We start from the raw sequence: 16733 nt of genomic DNA, 5'->3' as shown, positions 1-16733 counted from the left end.
ACAGCACTAAAATCAAATGGCAGTTACAACCCAGCAACTAATTCAATGGAAGCAACAGGGGCGTCCGATTGTGGTGCTGACGGCTTGGGACTATGCGGTTTCCCAGTTGTTGGATGCGGCTGGCGTCGATATACTCCTGGTTGGAGACTCGCTGGCAATGGTCACGTTGGGTTACCCAACCACACTCCCCGTAACGCTGGAGGAAATGCTGCATCATACTAAAGCCGTGTGTCGAGGTGTTAAACGGGCGTTAGTGGTGTGTGACTTACCGTTTTTGAGTTATCAGGAAAGTCCTCAGCAAGCGATTCATTCAGCCGGTCGCGTGTTGAAGGAAACTGGAGCACAGGCGGTGAAGTTAGAGGGTGGATATCCTCGCATGGCTCAAACCGTCGCTCAGTTAACCTCGGTGGGAATTCCCGTGATGGGTCATGTGGGGTTGACACCTCAATCGGTGCATCAGTTGGGATACCGACAGCAGGGGAAAACAGCGGACGAGGGAGAGCGGATTTTGCAAGAAGCGATCGCACTTTATGAAGCGGGTGCTTTTGCTATCGTTTTAGAGCATATTCCTGATGATTTGTCAATGCGGATTACGCAAAAGCTGCCCATTCCCACAATTGGAATTGGTGCGGGGTCGCATTGCGATGGCCAAGTATTAGTAACATCTGATGTGTTGGGACTTTCAGATCGGATGCCGCCATTTGCCAAGTCTTATGTGAATTTGCGGCAGATGATTACCCAAGCCGTAGAGGATTATAGTCGTGAGGTGCGAGAGCGACAATTTCCGGAGGATGTTAATTAAATAAATTAAATAAAGGTTCTGTTGAGTCAGCATGACCCAAGTTACAACTAAGCGCTTTACATTAGCTGAATATCATCGCCTGATTGAATTAGGTTTTTTAACTGAAGATGATCGGGTGGAGTTGATTCGGGGAGAATTAGTACAAATAGCAGCTAAGGGCACGCGCCATTCAGTTTGCAATACTAAATTGGCACGCGAGTTGGAGCGGTTAGTAGACAATCTCGCTGTTATTCGTGGACAAGAACCCATCATATTGGCTACTAATAGTGAGCCAGAACCAGATGTTGTAATTGTACGAGGACAGCCTGATGATTATTTATTGAATCATCCCTATCCCAAGGATATTCTATTGCTAATTGAAGTATCAGATTCAACTTTAGTGTATGACCAGACTGTAAAGCTATCGTTGTATGCAGAAGCTCAGATTCAAAATTACTGGATTATGAATTTGGTGGCTAATCAAGTAGAACGTTATACTCAGCCTTATCAAGATAGTCAAGGGAATTTTGGTTACCGTATCAGACAGATTGCTTTACGGAATGGAATAGTGACAATCCCTGGTTTTTCCGACTTATTGCTGGATCTAAATTTGGTGTTTCCAGGGTTATGAAGATGACGCAGTGCCAGGTATCGGAAAGCTAGAACGGGCATGGGTTCGTGGAAATCGTCTCGGTAGCAAATACTTACAGAAACCTGAAACCCTAACACGTCACAGTAGACAAGTCTCGACGCGAGAGAAGAGACTTCTCCAAAAAGAGCCACGAGAACTCGCCTCCGCTGAGGGTATATCGAAATAGTTGGATAGCGCAATCAACGAACGTGGGATCTCCACGGAACGATCCCACCCAAGTGGGAGATGCCCTTGGGGCGCATTCAGTGTGAAGGTGATTTCGCTGTAGCTCAGCCATTGCTCCTCTTTCTTCAGCCCCAGCCATTTACTTTCCCACTTTAGCCATCCCACGCGCTCGCCGAACTTTTTAAATATTTCATAGTTGTCTTTGTCCGGTTTACCAGCGACGCTCTCCCAGATACGCTTTTGGACACTAAATGCAAAGCGTCCATTGCTGTATTTTACCCAGAGCTGGTCGATGGTACGTAAATCTGTACAGGGAAATTTTTCGATGGACTCGATTTGGAGATAGCGTTCTTGTTCTCGATTAGCTGCCTTGAGCATGACCGCTACAGTTTCCTGATCTGCCTCTTTCCACTTCCCCGATGCTAGTAAATCCCGCAGCTTAGTGTAGTTTACATCTCGTTCAGATCTGAGGTCATCAGTCTCAGATGGTTGCTTGGATGGAGTTGTGGGAGTAGATTGCTGCTGTTGTCGCTGTCTCTGTGCTTCATTTTGCTGTTGTCTTTGTGCTTCCTGTTGCTGCTGATATTCCGCTTCTTTATCGGCAGTAATCTGTTCTTGAATGGGTGCTACATCTTTACCTCTATGATTGGGAACTTGTGTTTTCGACGTTAAATTGTCTTGACGAGTATCAATCAGTTGACCTTTTTCCCAGATTATAGGGGTCAAATATTCGGGACTACGTTCTAGTTCTAGTCGAATAGCATTACAGCCAAGTTTATAAGCAAATTTAAAAGGTTTTCCAGCACCCAGAGCCGCGTAGAAACCTACTGAGAACTTAATTGCAGCATTATCACCAATTTCCTTGCTCATAGCAATTACATAATCAATGTGTTGTGCAATGGCTTCAGCTTGGAATTTTGAGTAACACGCATTGAGAACGACACACTCAACTTGCTCGGCAAACAACTCGAAAAGTTCAGCCAGTCCCTCTGAATCTACTAACTTTTCTTGACCAATCGCATCTTCAAATACTAAGCCGTCTTGTCCTGCTCCGTGTCCGCTAAAGTGAACAATGTGCGGATCGAAGTCCAACATAGCCTGTTGTATGTCTATTGGACGGACTGCACCTGCTGCATTTATGGGTATCTTGCCGTATCCGGCTAGACGTAACCGTTCCTTAATTTCGCGCTCTTCTTCTTGCAGGCGAAGATTCTTTGTGCCTTTAGGATTAGCTGCCAGCAGTAGAATTGATTTCATTGAAGTGCGATCGCTCATTCCAGAGAATCTTGATAGTTGTTACTGAGTGCTTAGCTATCTCACTTGGGTTCGGCTCGTTTGAACGTAAGTTTAATCGCGCCTTTGCTTGCAGCCTTACCCCCAGTCCCCATTAGCTTGATTTCACCTTCGCCGCTAATTTCTACTGACAGCTCAATTTCATCCAACTGCATTCCGGGGTTGTTCTTTTGAGTTTCCTGTTCAGCTTGGTGGAATATCCGACTCACTGACTTCAGGAAACGAGACATTTTTTGCTCTAGCGCGGGAACAGAAACCTTGACTCCCTTTTCTTGTGCAACTTCTCGATAACTTCTGTGTGGATCAGAACCTTGAGAAGCATCATCCGTAACAATCCAAATTGTCTCTACGTTGGATTCGTCAACCATCCTAGCCCCGTAAGAATTTCTGTGTATACGCTATGCTAATTCAATTTACGTTTTTCTCTCAGCCAGCTCAGGCTAAAAAAAATTAGACGCATCTATCTAAAGTATAAAGTTGGAAAATCCTTGATCTCAGGAGTCTGTGCCTGCGCTTCAAAACCTTAAATAGTACATAAGATCAGAAATTAACTGAGCACTAAGTGAAAGGCGTCGCTGCAAATCGACAAGATTACGATAATTACCCCCTTCACTGCGATTCTGTACAATCGCTCTTGCCAAAAACAAATCAACTCCTGGAATTTTCGTTAATTGTTCAATTGAAGCTGTATTCGGATTAATCGGTACAGGGGTTAAGTCGCTATCCGAGTCGTAGTAACAAAAGCTGAGAATCGGTTGCAATGGTTTGATTCGCCCGACGGAAATCCCTAAAGCAGCGGCAATATCTTCTAGACAGCAAAACTGAACCCCCATTTGAGTCAGTTCAACCAGCGATCGCGCTTGATGAATCGATATTCCTGGCAGTCGCAACCAGTCATCCACACTCGCTTGATTCGCATCAATTTTAATACCCAGTTTGGCTGCCACGACAATTTCTTCTGCCGATTGCAGCCGATAATAAGGGTCACTCTCCAGTCGCGCCCGAATTAGCTGCCAATTTTGGGAAGGTTGTCCTGGGGGACTCAGCCAGTTAAATAGTGCCATGGGTTTTAGGCAATGCGATCCAGTAATTGGCGGCGTTTTTGCTCAAATTCATATTCGGACATTAGTCCATCTTGGCGCAGTCGATCAAGTTCTCTCAAGGCATCGGCGATCGCACTAACCTGCGCTGGGTCAACCGCTACGGTTTGATTAGCTACCGAAGGAGCCGCTTTCAGGCCCAGGTTGAAATTATTGTCAAACTCCTCTGCACCTTGGGCAAGATACCAAAATCCTTCAATTACACTGGCGATATGAGGAACAGGTGTCCACCAAAGCAGCAAATACACGATGCCCCAAAATGGCTGCCCCAGATAAAACTTATGGAACCCGGCAATAGGTATCACCATCCCACTAAACGCTAAGACAGCAGCGACTGTTCGATTTTTCGGCTTGCTCAACATACTTGCTTTTACCCCTAGGAATGGCTTGGCTTAAACAATGGCGAGTGCTAAGGGATTTGCGGCAAGACATTCTTACTCAAAAGTAAGTCACCTTTGGCGATCGCATCTAACATCTCCCCAACCGCTCCACCTGTGCCATATTTATAACCCAGAGCTTGCGCTATCTGGTCTAGTGCCTCCTTTGTTTCAGGTTCAATTCTCCAATGAGACTGTATTTTACCTAGTTGTTTGCGTGGCATACCGACACTCAATTTACTGCAATACTGGCACTCAGTTACAAAATAACATAATGCCTAGCTGCCCAGTGTCGTTAGGTCCCAGCCATCTGGGTGAGGTAAGCGCTCACTTATGAATACGGTAAACCGAAGTTTGCGGAAGTTAAGTGCTGCACTAGAATGTGACTAACAGCAGCCGTGTAACCCACTCATCGGTGAACAGATAAGAGCAATGGGGTTTTTTGACTCAGATATTGTCCAACAAGAAGCTAAACAGCTGTTTGAAGATTACCAATCCCTAATCCAACTGGGAGGCAGCTATGGCAAATTTGATCACGAAGGGAAAAAGATTTTTATCGAGCAGATGGAAGCGCTGATGGAGCGCTACCGTATTTTTATGAAACGCTTTGAGTTATCTGAGGACTTTATGGCTCAGATGACAGTGGAACAACTTAAGACCCAGCTTGGTCAGTTTGGCATTACACCTCAGCAAATGTTCGACCAAATGAACATGACTCTGGAACGAATGAAATCAGAGCTAAAAAAGCAACCCTGAGACTCAGCTATACCGTGCCTAAGCACTAGTCTTTTGTCGCCGTAGCCTAGGCGTAGTGCCAAGAAGTACTTTCAGCGCTTCCTATGAGGTGGCTGTTGGCTAACCCTTATTTATGGGTTTCGTCTGATGTGTGACTTCTGAGTGTGCTCACCCAAAAGTAGAGTGTGTCAACTCGCTCTAGATTTAGGGACGATTAAACTTAGAAGGGGCTGGGAAGCTTTGCACTGGCTCGTTCTTCAACGCTTTTAGCATAAAGTTTCGCCAAATGGGTGCCGCATATTGACCGCCCGTTGCTCCACCGCCGAGGGGTCTGTTGTTATCATTGCCAATCCAAACAGCGGTCGATAACTGCGGTGTATACCCAACAAACCAAACATCTCGCTCCGATGAGGTCGTACCCGTTTTACCTGCGGCTGGGCGTCCGATTTGTGCTGCTTTTCCGGTACCACCATTAATCACGCCTTGCAGCACGTTCGTGAGAGAAGCAGTAGCCCAAGGATCGAGTACTAACCTGGGTTTAGGGGTGTTATCTAACAAAACATTGCCCGTGCTGTCGGTCACTCGGACAATAATTGTTGTGTCAGAATACCAACCATTACTGGCAAAGGTGGCATAAGCTCCTGCCATTTCCAAGGGGGTTAAGCCAATGGCTCCCAGTGGCAAGGAAGTGACTGGCTCCATGGGGCTTTTAATGCCCAGGGTGCGGCAGGTTTCAATCACTTTATCTAGTCCGACAGCTCTCCCGATTTTGACGGCGGGAACGTTAGCCGATACGGTTAAAGCCGTGCGAATGGTCATTGCACCCGAATAACCCCCACCGTAGTTTCGGGGAGAGTACCAGCCGCTACCATCCCGATAGCTCACTGGGGTATCCATGACGGTGGACGAAGGGCCATATTTGCCAGTGGCAAAGGCTGTGTAATAAACAAAGGGTTTAAAGGCAGAACCGGGTTGGCGTTTGGCTTGGCTCGCTCGGTTAAACTGGCTCTTTTTGTAACTCACGCCGCCAACCAGCGCTTTCACAAAATGTGTCCGAGGATCGACGGCAGCTAGGGCAACTTGACCCGCATAAAGCCCACGGTAACGAATATTGGCATAGGAACTGGCAACAGTTTGTTCAGCCATCTCCTGGAACTTGGTGTCAATTGTCGTTTGGACGCGCATCCCACCTTTGAGGACAGCCTCGCGACCAAACCGCTCATTCAACTCACTGACAACGGCTTCTGTGATAAATGGAAGCTTACTCGTCCGCCAAGAAGTTAGCTTGCCTATATTCAGCTTTTGTTTACGAGCCGCTTCTGCTTCGGTGGCTGTAATCCAGCCTAGGGTTTCCATCCGGTTTAAAACAATACCTTGTCGTTCTTTGGCGACTTTGAGGTTCACAAAAGGACTGTATTCTTCCGGAGACTGAATCAATCCGGCTAGCATCGCCGACTCTGCCAAGTTGAGTTGATCAGCCGTTTTAGAAAAATAGCTTTGGGCAGCGGTTTGAATCCCATAATTGTTGTGACCCCAATAGATTTGATTGAGGTACATTTCCAAAATCTGGTCTTTGGTGAAGATTTGCTCAAGTCGGATAGCCATCACCGCCTCAGCAATTTTGCGGCTAAACTTACGCTCTGGCTTGAGAAATAAATTTTTCACCAACTGCATGGTTAGGGTTGAGCCACCTTCAACCACTGTATTCTTTTCCCAGTTGATTAAGAGCGCCCGCCCCACACTATTGGGGTTAATCCCATGATGCATGTAAAAGTGGCTGTCTTCCATCGCGAGTACAGCTCGCTTGAGTACAGGGTTGATTTGGTCTAACTTGACAACTTCGCGATTGGCTTCACCGTGGAGACTGGCTAATTCCTTGCCCTTAATGTCATAGATATAAGTCGTTTCTGAGGGCACGTAGCCCCGTAGCACTCTGACATCTGGAAGATTGCGGAAGCTGGTTGCCAAGCCAACAAGCCCACCGGCAACGATTGAACTCGTTAGCATGGTGATGCCGAGGATGGTTCCACCTGCGACCTGAGCAACTCCCTGTACAAAGTGGAAAACGGATGATGAGCCGCTTTTGGTATCTTGTTTTTGTTGAACGGTGCTAGATGACACGGCGATTTCACTTCCTCACTCAAAAAAAAGACTGAACGCACAAGGGAAAGTAACTTTATATCAATACTTTCTATAGATAATTACAGAAATTTATAGCAATAGCAGGATGACAGAGAAGGTGAATTTCCCAAAAAGCCTCTTGAGGACTACTGATGCCTTGAGACGGTATGCTGACCTTGTGAGCCCAGCGAAGAATCTGTTTGAGGACTTGTGATACTGAACTTTCGTGAATCATAGCGAGTTGGTGCTTAAGTCCGAGTCTTAATAGCTCCCATACAGCGTGGGTACGTAAGCCATAAAATCTAGGGCAATGAGGACGATACGGCTGTTGCCCCCAAGCCATGGGGCACAGTACGGGACTCGATGCGTTTGCGCTAGCCTGCTTAGGAACCTTGGCTGCGCCAATACTTATTGTCGCTCTTGTGTATTCTGAAAGAGAAGTCATACAGTAACGACTGCCAAAGCATTGGCTAAAAGTAAGCATTGCTTCATCATACTAGGTGCATTCTGGGATAAGGGTAAGCTGAGCTATCATGGCTGTTTGGCATTGTAGGCAAAACTGGTTAATTTTAGTGCCTTGCATTATGTATAACAAACGGGAACTTGTCACGCTCTGCCATCATAGTTGTGTGAATCTTGCAGCAATATTTAGAAACTAGCCAGAATCCATTAACCCTCAAAAATGCTCACTTCGTTCCCCTGCTAACACTTCATTATGGCTGTGGACTGGATAGAGGCTGTGCAAGCGCAGCCTTTAAGGGTGAAAATCTCTTAATAATCTCCTCACTCTCATCTCCAGCTCTATAGCCATAGGTTGCGGGGTAGAGTACGTTAAATCCTGCTATTCAATCCTTAAAGATGTCTCAGACGAATGTCAAATTTTGAATCCGCCATTCCCAACGAGCTAGCGTGGCTCTATCGAGGTATCAGTGAAATTTTTCCCAATCAAGCCGATTCTCAAGATGCTAACGAAAATTTAGTTCAGCGTTTAAGGCAAACCGACCGTCCCTTACGGGTAAAGTTGGGAATTGACCCAACAGGAGCCGATATCCATCTTGGTCATAGTATTCCAGTCCGTAAGATGCGGGCTTTCCAGGATGCGGGTCATACCGCCGTCCTGATTATTGGGGATTTTACCGCACGAATTGGTGACCCGACCGGTAAATCTGACGTGCGCCGTCAGCTTTCTGTGGATGAGGTTAAGTACAATGCTCAAACGTATTTGGATCAGGTACGCCCGATTCTGGACTTTGAGACACCAGGACGTTTAGAAATTCGTTACAACTCGGAGTGGTTAGAACCGCTGGGCTTGGCGAAAATTCTAGAATTGTTGGCGACCATGACAGTGGGGCAGATGCTGGCGAAGGAGGGATTTGCGGAGCGCTATAAGCAAGAAAATCCGATTTACCTGCATGAATTCCTCTACCCACTGATGCAAGGGTATGATTCGGTAGCGGTAGAGGCTGATGTTGAGTTGGGGGGAACTGACCAAAAATTTAATATTGCTGTCGGGCGAGATTTGCAACGGCATTTTGGGCAGACGCCTCAGTTTGGACTCTTGACGCCGATTTTAATCGGGACAGATGGGGTGCAGAAGATGTCCAAGTCGCTCAATAACTACGTTGGGTTAAGGGATGAACCCTTGACGATGTATCAGAAGCTGGAAGGGACGAAAGACAATCAGGTGGATTCGTATTTTGAGTTGCTGACGGATTTAGCCTTGGACGAACTACCGACCAATCCACGCGATCGCCAACAACTGCTCGCTTGGACAATTGTCTCTCATTACCACGGCAAGAAAGCGGCGGATGAAGCCAAACAAGGGGGGGCTATCCCTGAATTCTCTTTGGCTGCGGTTACATTTCCCGCTAAGTTGTTCTATATCCTGAATGCCAGTGGACTGTGTGAATCGAGTGGAGAGGCGCGGCGACAGATTCAAAATGGGGGGGTGAAACTAGAGGGCGATCGCATTTCTACGGTTGACCTCACCTTTGATTCCCCAGATGCCTTAAATGGCAAAGTGTTACAAGTTGGGAAAAAGAAATTTGTCCGTCTAGTACCATAAAGGGGTTGTACGTTGCAGGTTGACAGGTTAAAAGTTATCTTCTCAACCTTTAGCCTTCAACGTTCCACCTTCCTTCACCTTTCAACCCTTCAGGATGCCTGTAGAAGACCGGATTATTGTTCCTTTAGATGTTCCGACTGAGCAAGAGGCGATCGCACTCGTCGAACAGTTGCCGCAAGTCACGTTCTGGAAAGTAGGGCTGGAACTGTTTGTCAGCACAGGGCCTGGAATTATTCGTTTTTTGAAAAATCAACAAAAGCGGGTATTTCTCGACCTAAAATTTCATGACATTCCTAATACCATGGCAGGGGCGACACGTCAAGCGGCAACTTATGGCGTGGATTTAATCACCATTCATGCCACAGCGGGTCGCCGTGCGCTCGAAGCGGTGAATCTGGCAGCGAGGGATGGGGCACAACAGGCCGGTTACGCGTCCCCGAAGTTAATCGCCATTACCCTGCTGACGAGTCTCACCTCACGGGATTTAGCCTTTGACCTAAAAGTGCCTGTGGAACTGCCCGAATATGCCCTGCAAATGGCACTATTGGCTCAAGAATCGAGTTTGAACGGAGCCGTTTGTTCTCCTGTGGAAGTGGCTCAACTGCGCCGCGTTTGTGGGGATGATTTTTTGCTGGTTTGTCCAGGGGTGCGACCGAGTTGGGCACAAGCTGATGACCAACAACGCTCCATGACGCCATCAGACGCCATCAAAGCCGGTGCCGATTACCTCGTCATCGGGCGACCCATTACGGCAGCGCCGGAACCCGTTGCCGCTTGGGAGAAGATTTGCGAGGAACTAGGGGCACTTGGTGTCTAAAGACTGAGGATGAAAAATATGGGGTTGCCCACAAGGGGTGAGGCAAGAAATCTTGCTTATATGAAGCTGATGATGATCGGCTGGCTGGGGATACAAGGCACAGCCATCGCCCTACCTGCCAAACCTCTGCCCCCATCTCCCTCTCCTCCTCTGCTCACGGCTCAATCCCCAGTTTCCCCTCCCTCCTCAAAATGCCCAGGGGACGTGGAAACCTTAACCTCCCTCATGCTCAAGGATTTACCCAGCTACGCCAACCGGGTATTGCAACGCTCTCGACGCTCACTCAGAAGACCTGCAAGCGCCAGCAGCGTTCTTGTGGCAGGCCGCCCAGAGTTTGAACCTCTGACTTTAGGGCCAGGGCCTTATACTCCTCCCGCTTCAGCCATTGACTTAGAACCCCCACAGCAAGTCTTCTTTACCACCTTAGAGCGGCAGTATCGAGGAGGCAAAGCGTCTTACATGCAGCTTTACCACTGGTTATTTTTGACTCAAACCCCACAGGGCTGGCGTGTAGCCACCATGTTTTCTCGAATTGGTTCTTCTTCAGGACGCCCCCCGACGCCGCCCCAGGAAAGCAGTAAAGGCGTTGTTGGTCAGGCTGTGAGCATCTGGCTACGAGATTGTCGTGCTGGAGCCATCCGAAACTCATCATCTCCACAGAGGAATCCAGGGGCAGGAAACATAGAGAAAAGGTGATCTTGTCAAACCCGACCCATCCGCTTGAGAGGCCAGAAGCGGAAACAAGCGTGACCAATGACGTTTTGTTGAGGCAAAAAGCCCCAAGCGTGAGAGTCTCTGCTGTTATTCCGGTTATCTCCCATCACAAATAGATGGCCTTCCGGTACCCGTACTGCTTCCATTTGATAATCTGGCGGTTCGGCAATGTAGTCTTCCTTGAGCGGGACATAATTGCGGTAAACCTTGCCGTCTTTGACTTGAATAATTTGCCCAGGTGTGGCCATTACGCGTTTGATGAAGGCTTGGTCTTTAGCGTAACCCTGAAGCTGGAGTTGTTCGGGCGGATCGAAGACGACAATTTCTCCGATCGCAGGAGCTCGGAAATGGTAGGACATTTTTTCCACAACTAGGCGATCGCCAACTTCTAACGTTGGTAACATTGACTCCGAAGGAATAAAGCGCGGTTCTGCCACAAACGATCGAATGATTAAGGCCAAAACCAGTGCGATTAAAACAATTTGCAGATTTTCCCGGAATTGTCGCCAAATGTTCGGTGGTTCTTTCACCACCGTTGACTTTTCATCTGTCATGGTGTCTGGCGTAGCCTCTGCCAAACCGAGAGACTTAGGATGCGCCGCCAATTTTTTTTCTTCTGAAGTCATAAACCAAGTATGAAGTATGAAGTGGGAGGCATAGCGTTTTTCCTGCATTCCTCCCTTGCAAATGCTTCATTGTTTCATCCTTCAGACTTTTTTTCATCCTTCATCGTTTACACTTTAGACTTCTTGAATCACAAACCGTTGGGGAATTTGCGCTAGCGTAAGAAATAAGACGCTTTGTACTTCAATGCCTGTGCAGTCTTTTCAACGCCCTGTCCTACTGGCTGGTTTCGCCCTTTGCTTACTGAGTGTGTTGACTTCCTGTGCCTCCGGTCTAACTGGCGCAGCACTGGAGAATGCCTTGAAAGCAGACCCGAATCTGAAGAATGACACTACTCTTTTTGGTCGGTCATCTCAGGGTAATGGTCAGTCCGTGACTTCGGTGCAATTGCCAAACGATTTTCCCACCGAGATTCCCCGTTATCCCAACGCTGAGTTACAGAATGTTGAGCCGTTAACAGGGTCGATGCCTCAAGGCTACCGAACCCGTTGGTCATCCTCTGACCCCATCAATAATATTGGGAACTTTTATCAACGGGTATTGAGTTCAAACGGATGGCAGATTACCTCTCAGGATTCAGCCGGGGGGAAGTTAGTCGCACGTCAGAACAATCTGGAAGTAACCCTAACAATTCCCTCTGCTAACACTCAACCCTCCCCTTCAGAAACACCACCTGTTACGGACAAGTCTACGGCCAGCACGACGGAATTTGGCATTGAGTACATTCGGACTCAGGCGAATGCCACATCAGTGTCCCCATCGCCGAGTCAGCCAGACGTGGCGCAACCTGAAAAAACTCCAGAGGTGACCAATTCGCCCACACAGACTTCATCCACACCATCCGAGGGATTCACTGACTTAGAGAAACTCCCTCAAGCCTTGCGCCAGCAAATAGAGGATTTAGTCGAATTGGAAGCCTTAAGGGTGGATAAATCTGCCGCCAAACAAAACTCGAATGCTAGCGGCACTCCCTTTGAAGCCAATAAATCCATTACACGTCGTGAGTTTGCGCGTTGGTTAGTTGCCGCGAATAATCAGATTTTTGCCAATCGTCCGGGACAGCAAATCCGTTTAGCCTCAGAAACCTCTCAACCCGCCTTTGGGGATGTGCCCCGCAGCGATCGCGATTTTTCCAGCATTCAGGCATTGGCAGAGGCGGGTTTAATTCCCAGTTCTTTGAGTGGCGATAGTACAGCCGCCTTGTTTCGTCCCAATGCTCCCTTAACGCGGGAAACGCTGGTTTTATGGAAGGTACCTTTAGATACCCGTCAAACCTTGCCCACAGCCTCACTGGACATCGTTAAGCAAACTTGGGGCTTTCAAGATGTAGCCAAGATTGACCCGAAGACGTGGCGGGCTGTAGTCGCCGATTTTCAGAATGGTGAACAATCCAATATCCGTCGTGTATTTGGTTACACAACCTTGTTTCAACCCAAGAAAACCGTGACTCGCGCTGAGGCGGCGGCAGCGGTTTGGTACTTTGGTTCTCAAGGGGAAGGGCAATCAGCAAAAGAAGCGCTGCTGCTCAAGAATCAACCCAGTCAGCCATCCCCAAAACTGGAAACGACACCCTCTACTGACAATAGCCCATAGGAGGCAATGACAAATTCTCTACCCTTGTCTCGCTGCTGCCCCTACTATTTTCAGCCCATGTATTTAATGTCAAACTAAAGAATCTGTCAAACCGAGCCAGGGTGAAACCTACCATGAACAAGCAAATTGCAGCCACAGGATTTGTTCTCTTCTCTTTCCTGTTGCCGCTTAAGGCGGCGGCGGCAACGTTTACACAAATGTATGTGTTTGGTGATAGCCTCTCAGATCCGGGGAATGTATTCAATGCTACGCTTCAAGCGACAGGAGCTGGCTCTCCTCCACCGCCTTATTTTGATGGACGTTTTTCTAATGGCCCCAATTGGATAGATTACCTCGGTCAAGACCTAAACTTAAACCCAACTCCTTATACAGAAATTAGTCCAGCAACTAGTCCAACTCAAGGGATAAACTTTGCTTTTGGTGGTTCTACCACAGGAACAGAGAACACGTTCAATCCAAATTTGATTGGATTACAGCAGCAAATTGGTTTATTTACAAGCCTCATCCCACCCAATCAAACGGCTGATCCGAATGCCCTTTATGTTCTATGGGCGGGTGCCAATGATTATCTGCCGACGCAAAGTAATTTTACACCCTTCACCACACCGGATACGACCATCGGCAATTTATCCTTGGCTTTAAGTACTCTCGCGGCACTGGGTGCGAAAAATTTCTTAGTTGCCAACTTACCCGATTTAGGAAGTCTGCCGGCTACCAGATCGACCCCGATTTCTGATAGCCTCAATAATTTGGTCAGCCTTCATAACACGAGCCTAAACACAACCCTGAATACGTTAAGTCAAGCGCCCGGTTCTGATTTGAATATCAAATTGCTCGATGTGAATTCCCTGTTGAAGAGCGCTATCTCAAATCCTGCTCAATTTGGCTTCACCAATGTTACTGATGCTTGTCTCAACAACTTAAATTGTGTTATTGGCGGTCAAACGGTACAAAATCAATACTTGTTTTGGGATAATATCCATCCCACAACCGAGACTCATCAACAAATTGCCAAATTAGCCTTTGACGAATTAGAGTCCCAATCCGTCCCTGAACCAGCGACGATAGCGGGTACAGTCATTTTCGGTGCTTTGGTTACAGGTTGGAGGCTGAAGAAAAAATCTCAACCCGTGAGTTGAGTTAACAATTAAGTGTGCAAGCAGTAGACTAACTGGCAGAAGCAACAGCGATAGAATCCAGTATGTCTTCGTTTGATTACGACCAACTCTTCCAAACGATTGAAGAACTCGTTTTACACCATTCTCCAAGTGGTGTAGAGGGGGAAATTGACCAACTGCTGATCAGTCGATTTCAAGCGTTGGGAGTCCAAGTGTGGCAAGATAGAGCCGGAAATGCGATCGCCAAAATTCCGGGGCGCACTTCCGAACGAGCCATTGCCATTACCGCGCACAAAGATGAAATTGGCGCAATTGTCAAGAGTGTAGGCGATGAGGGACGGGTTGAAGTCCGCAAACTCGGCGGTGCTTTTCCTTGGGTTTATGGAGAGGGTGTCGTTGATTTATTGGGTGACAAGCAAACGATTAGCGGTATTCTCTCTTTTGGGTCGCGCCATGTGTCTCATGAATCCCCGCAAAAAGCCCAGCAGGAAGATAAACCCGTACATTGGGAAGATGTTTGGATAGAAACGAAGTGTACCCCAGAAGAACTAGAAGCGGCTGGCGTGCGCGTGGGAACCCGGATGGTGATTGGGAAACATCGGAAGCGACCAATACGCCTGAAAGATTACATTGCCAGCTATACGCTGGATAACAAAGCATCCGTAGCCATTCTTTTAGCCTTAGCACAACAACTCAAGACTCCCAGCGTGGATACTTATTTAGTCGCCTCGGCAAAAGAAGAAGTCGGCGCGATCGGGGCACTGTATTTTACTCAAAATCAACCCTTAGATGCCTTGATTGCTTTGGAAATTTGCCCTTTGTCGTCTGAGTATCCCATAGAAGCGGGGGAAGCACCCGTGTTGCTGTCTCAGGATGGCTATGGCATTTATGACGAGGGCTTAAATGGGGAGCTGCGGCAGGCCGCAAAAGCCTGTAATGTACCCCTACAACTGGCAACCATTAGTGGATTTGGCAGTGATGCTTCCATTGCCATGAAGTTGGGTCATGTGGCGCGTGCCGCCTGTTTGAGCTTTCCCACTCAGAATACTCATGGGTATGAGATTGCTCATTTGGGTGCGATCGCCAATTGTATCCATCTTCTTAACACTTACTGCCAAACCGACTGGGCGTAACCGCTTCATCAACGATAGCTTTGTTTTTATGGGGATGAGTCAGTGTGTTCGAGGTTTGACACTCCGCCGAATAAATTACGGCGGATTCTAAGCGGATACTTCGGGACGGGTTAAAACACCGTCCCTCCGCGTCTTCTTAGCTGACCAAAGAGAAACTCTTTGGGGTGCTGTCAAAGGCACCCTAGACAGTCCGCTCAGATTTATTCCAAGCATTCCGCTTACTTTCCTCAAGATATTGGATGCACCATTGCAATCTGCGTTGATGTACCAATTGAGGGCAGTTCTATATAAACCGCGTTTTACTCGCTTTCCTGATGGCTTCCAGTTATCGGGTTTTTCACCGTATGAAGGAAGATAGTCACCATCAACAAAGGAAGCTTTTGAGGTGTATGATTCCTCAGTTTCTACAAATCGAATCCCATACTGTTCGCACAGTTGAGAGATTCGTTCTTTGAGTCGAGCCGTAGGAACCTGTACCCATTTTTGATTGTTCTTAGAACCCAGGTTGGATTCATGTTTCTGTCCTTGGTTCCACCCAAAAACAATGGTTCCAATATTATTCTCAAGGCAATGGTTAATGACCAATATTGCTGCTTTATTAACAGCATCGCGCATCTGACGGTTTCTTTGTTCCGTTAGATGCGCTAATTTTTTAGACCAGAAACCTTGGGGTTTATTATCTTTAATCGTGGAAACCTTTTTGTTGTACCAGCGATTCAAGGATTTAACATGTTTCCCGTCAATGATAAAACTGGTTCCTGTCGTAGAAACACAGGTTAACCAGTTGTCCATACCTGGGTCGATTCCCAAGGCGTTGTCGGGATTGAGGTGAGCTTCTACCGTTTCTAACTTGTACACGAATTCAGCGTAGAAGCACTGATTTCTAGGGAGTAGCCGCAATTCCCGGATGTCCTTAAACTCCAAGTTGCTCGGCAGGGCAAGAGTGAATGAATCCATGCCGAACCAAGCTTTTACCTTGCTTCCCAGCGGAATTCTAATATTGTTGCCTATCAGCTTTAGAGCTTGTTTGGGATAGCTGACAATATTTAAACCGCGCTTACGGTATTTGGGAGGTCTAGGTTTTTCTACTAGCTTCCCTTGCCTAAATAACTTATTGAGAGCCTTGAAAGACTTAAAACCTTCAAAGACGCTGTGACAAGTTTGTTGGGCAGCTTGAGAGTACATAGCCTGAAAATGCCGATTATTCTTTAATTCGTTATCCAATTCGGCTTTGGTGACGTACTTGTGAGCCTTGAAGTATATTTGACGGGCATAATATACCGCACAGTTAAATACCTTGTTAGACTCACGACAAAGATACTCAATTATCGCTTGAATATCTTTGCTTGTATGAATTAAACTTTGTTGACATCCAAACAATAAAATCACCTTCTTATTGTTAATTATTGTATCATGTTCTTGCGGAATAAATTCCGCTGTCTTAT

The 16733-nt window shown here is 47.2% G+C and carries 17 protein-coding genes; 9 read left to right on the top strand and 8 right to left on the bottom strand.

What is annotated here, in order from left to right:
- The first annotated feature begins 16 nt into the window (after positions 1-16).
- Entirely contained in the window at positions 17-802 is a 786-nt protein-coding gene (panB, locus tag NDI48_27170) for a 3-methyl-2-oxobutanoate hydroxymethyltransferase (GenBank protein MEP0834848.1), read from the top strand.
- A 31-nt stretch (positions 803-833) separates the two neighbouring features.
- Entirely contained in the window at positions 834-1412 is a 579-nt protein-coding gene (locus tag NDI48_27165) for a Uma2 family endonuclease (protein MEP0834847.1), read from the top strand.
- Positions 1413-1511: 99 nt separating this feature from the next.
- Here the strand turns inward: NDI48_27165 and NDI48_27160 are convergent, their stop codons facing one another.
- The 5 genes from NDI48_27160 to NDI48_27140 form a co-directional block, all read right to left on the bottom strand.
- Entirely contained in the window at positions 1512-2855 is a 1344-nt protein-coding gene (locus NDI48_27160; protein MEP0834846.1) for a GUN4 domain-containing protein, read from the bottom strand.
- Positions 2856-2914: 59 nt separating this feature from the next.
- Entirely contained in the window at positions 2915-3259 is a 345-nt protein-coding gene (locus NDI48_27155) for a hypothetical protein (GenBank protein ID MEP0834845.1), read from the bottom strand.
- 147 nt (positions 3260-3406) lie between these two features.
- On the bottom strand, positions 3407-3955 hold the full coding sequence (locus NDI48_27150; GenBank protein MEP0834844.1) for a ComEA family DNA-binding protein: 549 nt from the start codon (positions 3953-3955) through the stop codon (positions 3407-3409).
- 5 nt (positions 3956-3960) lie between these two features.
- Positions 3961-4353, bottom strand: coding sequence for an NINE protein (locus NDI48_27145; GenBank protein ID MEP0834843.1), 393 nt, complete (start codon positions 4351-4353; stop codon positions 3961-3963).
- A 47-nt stretch (positions 4354-4400) separates the two neighbouring features.
- Positions 4401-4592: a hypothetical protein gene (locus tag NDI48_27140; protein ID MEP0834842.1), complete on the bottom strand. Its 192-nt coding sequence runs from the start codon at positions 4590-4592 to the stop codon at positions 4401-4403.
- Positions 4593-4800: 208 nt separating this feature from the next.
- On the opposite strand from NDI48_27140, the gene NDI48_27135 reads away from it, so the two are divergent.
- Positions 4801-5124: a DUF1825 family protein gene (locus tag NDI48_27135; protein MEP0834841.1), complete on the top strand. Its 324-nt coding sequence runs from the start codon at positions 4801-4803 to the stop codon at positions 5122-5124.
- Between the two features lie 183 nt (positions 5125-5307).
- On the opposite strand, the gene NDI48_27130 is transcribed toward NDI48_27135, so the two are convergent.
- Complete coding sequence (locus NDI48_27130; protein ID MEP0834840.1) at positions 5308-7224, bottom strand: penicillin-binding protein 1A; 1917 nt, start codon at positions 7222-7224, stop codon at positions 5308-5310.
- 871 nt (positions 7225-8095) lie between these two features.
- On the opposite strand from NDI48_27130, the gene tyrS reads away from it, so the two are divergent.
- The 3 genes from tyrS (at position 8096) to NDI48_27115 (ending at position 10802) form a co-directional block, all read left to right on the top strand.
- The gene (gene tyrS / locus NDI48_27125) at positions 8096-9289 is read left to right on the top strand and encodes a tyrosine--tRNA ligase (GenBank protein MEP0834839.1); all 1194 of its coding nucleotides are present in this window, start codon (positions 8096-8098) and stop codon (positions 9287-9289) included.
- Between the two features lie 94 nt (positions 9290-9383).
- Positions 9384-10106, top strand: coding sequence for an orotidine-5'-phosphate decarboxylase (gene pyrF / locus NDI48_27120; GenBank protein MEP0834838.1), 723 nt, complete (start codon positions 9384-9386; stop codon positions 10104-10106).
- 18 nt (positions 10107-10124) lie between these two features.
- Positions 10125-10802 (top strand): hypothetical protein, encoded by a 678-nt coding sequence (locus tag NDI48_27115; GenBank protein ID MEP0834837.1) that lies wholly within the window; start codon positions 10125-10127, stop codon positions 10800-10802.
- A gap of 5 nt (positions 10803-10807) precedes the next feature.
- Here NDI48_27115 and lepB read toward each other — a convergent pair whose 3' ends face one another.
- Entirely contained in the window at positions 10808-11446 is a 639-nt protein-coding gene (lepB, locus tag NDI48_27110; protein ID MEP0834836.1) for a signal peptidase I, read from the bottom strand.
- A 184-nt stretch (positions 11447-11630) separates the two neighbouring features.
- On the opposite strand from lepB, the gene NDI48_27105 reads away from it, so the two are divergent.
- The 3 genes from NDI48_27105 (at position 11631) to NDI48_27095 (ending at position 15288) form a co-directional block, all read left to right on the top strand.
- On the top strand, positions 11631-13037 hold the full coding sequence (locus NDI48_27105; protein ID MEP0834835.1) for an S-layer homology domain-containing protein: 1407 nt from the start codon (positions 11631-11633) through the stop codon (positions 13035-13037).
- A gap of 113 nt (positions 13038-13150) precedes the next feature.
- The gene (locus NDI48_27100) at positions 13151-14176 is read left to right on the top strand and encodes an SGNH/GDSL hydrolase family protein (protein ID MEP0834834.1); all 1026 of its coding nucleotides are present in this window, start codon (positions 13151-13153) and stop codon (positions 14174-14176) included.
- A gap of 62 nt (positions 14177-14238) precedes the next feature.
- Positions 14239-15288 carry a M42 family peptidase gene (locus NDI48_27095; GenBank protein MEP0834833.1) on the top strand — a complete coding sequence of 350 codons (1050 nt, stop codon included), beginning with the start codon at positions 14239-14241 and terminating at the stop codon, positions 15286-15288.
- Between the two features lie 87 nt (positions 15289-15375).
- Here the strand turns inward: NDI48_27095 and NDI48_27090 are convergent, their stop codons facing one another.
- A complete protein-coding gene (locus NDI48_27090; protein ID MEP0834832.1) occupies positions 15376-16677 on the bottom strand; it encodes a transposase in 1302 nt (433 codons plus the stop codon).
- Positions 16678-16733: the final 56 nt, after the last annotated feature.

Source organism: Microcoleus sp. AS-A8, assembly GCA_039962225.1.
In the GTDB taxonomy this organism is placed as follows: domain Bacteria; phylum Cyanobacteriota; class Cyanobacteriia; order Cyanobacteriales; family Coleofasciculaceae; genus Allocoleopsis.
This window is presented reverse-complemented; position numbering and strand designations above follow the sequence as displayed.

Excerpts from the sequence above, each read along its gene's own strand:
- NDI48_27165 (MEP0834847.1), top strand. The coding sequence starts at position 834 with ATGACCCAAGTTACAACTAAGCGCTTTACATTAGCTGAATATCATCGC.
- pyrF (MEP0834838.1), top strand. The coding sequence starts at position 9,384 with ATGCCTGTAGAAGACCGGATTATTGTTCCTTTAGATGTTCCGACTGAG.
- NDI48_27140 (MEP0834842.1), bottom strand. The coding sequence starts at position 4,592 with ATGCCACGCAAACAACTAGGTAAAATACAGTCTCATTGGAGAATTGAA.
- tyrS (MEP0834839.1), top strand. The coding sequence starts at position 8,096 with ATGTCAAATTTTGAATCCGCCATTCCCAACGAGCTAGCGTGGCTCTAT.
- lepB (MEP0834836.1), bottom strand. The coding sequence starts at position 11,446 with ATGACTTCAGAAGAAAAAAAATTGGCGGCGCATCCTAAGTCTCTCGGT.
- NDI48_27105 (MEP0834835.1), top strand. The coding sequence starts at position 11,631 with ATGCCTGTGCAGTCTTTTCAACGCCCTGTCCTACTGGCTGGTTTCGCC.
- NDI48_27100 (MEP0834834.1), top strand. The coding sequence starts at position 13,151 with ATGAACAAGCAAATTGCAGCCACAGGATTTGTTCTCTTCTCTTTCCTG.
- NDI48_27145 (MEP0834843.1), bottom strand. The coding sequence starts at position 4,353 with ATGTTGAGCAAGCCGAAAAATCGAACAGTCGCTGCTGTCTTAGCGTTT.
- NDI48_27095 (MEP0834833.1), top strand. The coding sequence starts at position 14,239 with ATGTCTTCGTTTGATTACGACCAACTCTTCCAAACGATTGAAGAACTC.
- NDI48_27160 (MEP0834846.1), bottom strand. The coding sequence starts at position 2,855 with ATGAAATCAATTCTACTGCTGGCAGCTAATCCTAAAGGCACAAAGAAT.
- NDI48_27115 (MEP0834837.1), top strand. The coding sequence starts at position 10,125 with ATGGGGTTGCCCACAAGGGGTGAGGCAAGAAATCTTGCTTATATGAAG.
- NDI48_27150 (MEP0834844.1), bottom strand. The coding sequence starts at position 3,955 with ATGGCACTATTTAACTGGCTGAGTCCCCCAGGACAACCTTCCCAAAAT.
- NDI48_27135 (MEP0834841.1), top strand. The coding sequence starts at position 4,801 with ATGGGGTTTTTTGACTCAGATATTGTCCAACAAGAAGCTAAACAGCTG.
- NDI48_27155 (MEP0834845.1), bottom strand. The coding sequence starts at position 3,259 with ATGGTTGACGAATCCAACGTAGAGACAATTTGGATTGTTACGGATGAT.
- panB (MEP0834848.1), top strand. The coding sequence starts at position 17 with ATGGCAGTTACAACCCAGCAACTAATTCAATGGAAGCAACAGGGGCGT.